This window comes from Acidobacteriota bacterium (assembly GCA_034211275.1).
Lineage (GTDB): Bacteria > Acidobacteriota > Thermoanaerobaculia > Multivoradales > JAHZIX01 > JAGQSE01.
This window is the reverse complement of record JAXHTF010000378.1, coordinates 1-1917: the sequence shown is the minus strand read 5'-3', so window position 1 is coordinate 1917 and position 1917 is coordinate 1. Positions and strand designations below refer to the sequence as shown.

Here is a 1917-nt window from a genome sequence, read left to right as displayed (position 1 = left end):
GCAACGGCTTGGGCTACGGCCTGCTGCGGGATTACGGTGCGGCCTCGGTGCGGCGGGAGCTGGCGCGGCAGCCGGTGGCGCAGATCCTGTTCAACCACCTGGGTCAGATGGACACCGGTGCCGAGGAGGCTGGGGCCGGCGGAGACGACCTGCCCTTTGGGTTGAGCGGCGAAGGGGTGGGTCCGTCGGCGGGAGCGGACGCTCTGCGCACGCACCTGCTGGACGTCGAGACGATGGTCCAGGACGGTCGCTTGGAGATCAGCCTGGGCTACAGCCGCAATCGCCACAAGGCGACGACGATGGAGGCTTTGGCGGATGCCTTCGTCGAGTCGCTAGAGCGCCTGGCGGAGCACTGCCAGTCGCCGGAGGCGGGGGCCTGGACGCCTTCGGACTTCCCGCTGGCCAGGATCGACCAGGAGACCCTCGACTCGCTGGCCACGGAAGTGCCGGAGCTGCAGGACCTCTATCCCTTGTCGCCGCTGCAGCAGGGCATGCTCTTCGAGACGATCTTCGAGCCGGAGGCGGGGGTCTACGTCGGGCAGATGACCACCCCCATCGACACGGTGCTGGACCAGGACGCCTTCGAGAAGGCGTGGCGGCGTTTGGTGGAACGCCAGGAGATCTTCCGCACATCGTTCCGCTGGGAAGGCCTGGACCGCCCGCTGCAGCTGGTGCAGCGGTCCGCAGAGCTGCCGATCGAATATCGGGATTGGAGCAGATTCTCGCCGGAGGATCTCCAGCGGCAGTTGACCCGGTACCTGGAGCAAGGCCGCTCGAAGGGCTTTGAGCTGGAGACGGCCCCGCTGAGCAGCGTGCTGCTGGCCCAGGTGGCGGAGGAGAGCTATCTGCTGGTGTGGTCCTTCCACCAGATCCTGTTGGACGGCTGGAGTCTGCCGCTGGTCTTCGAGGAGTTCCAGCGGCTCTACGGCGCAGCCTGTCAGGGCACGACGCTGGAGTTGCCGCAGACGCCGCCGTTCCGCAACTACATCGAGTGGTTGGACCGTCAGGGGCTGGAAGTCGCCGAGGTTTGGTGGAAGGAGTGGCTGGCGGGCTTCGACGAGCCCACGCCGGTGATCTTCGATCGCCCCGAAACGGATCGCCCACGACGCTACGCTGAGCGGGTACACGCGCTGCCCAAGTCCGCGGACCGGAAGATCCAGAGTTTCGCGCGACAGCACAAGCTGACGGTGAACACCCTGGTCCAGGCTTCCTGGGCGCTGCTGTTGGCACGCTACGCCAACGTCGACGACGTGGTCTTCGGCGTCACCGTTTCGGGCCGCCCGCCAGAGCTGGACCGGGTCGAGGAGATCGTCGGCCTGTTCATCAACACTCTGCCGACGAGGGTGCGGATCCCGCGGCCGGAAGCGGAAGGCTCGGCGGTGTTGGACTGGTTGGAGGCCCAGCAGGCTCGTCAGCTGGAGCTGCGTCAATACGAGCACACGCCCTTGGCGGAGGTGCAGAAGTGGAGCGACGTGGCCGCCGGCGACGGTCTTTTCGACACCTTCATGGTGTTCCAGAACTATCCGCTGGATGATGCCAACGAAGCTCAGAAAGCCGGCGGAGCGCAGGCAGCCTCCGCTGACCAGGCCGGAGAAGGCGCCGGAGGCGAGGTACCGGAGAATGTTGCAGCCAACCCGCTGGCGAGCTCGGATACGGCCACGGAAGAGCGCTCGAACTTTGCTCTGACCCTGGTGGCGTATCCGGATCCCAGCCTGGCGATGGATCTGGAATACAACGCGGAGCGCCACGACGTCGCCACCATCGAGCGCATGCTGCGCCATCTGGAGACCCTGCTTACGGGCATGGTGGCCAACCCGCAGCTGCCGGTGGCGCAGCTGCCGCTGCTGTCGGCGAGCGAGCGCCAGCAGCTGGAGCAGGAATGGGGTCGCGGCGAGCGGGTGCCGTGGCCGGCTCCCG

At 67.0% G+C, this 1917-nt stretch carries 1 protein-coding gene; it reads left to right on the top strand.

The annotated features are described in order from the left end of the window. The coding region (locus SX243_26160) for a condensation domain-containing protein (GenBank protein MDY7096471.1) at positions 1–1917 on the top strand (1917 nt) is incomplete at both ends.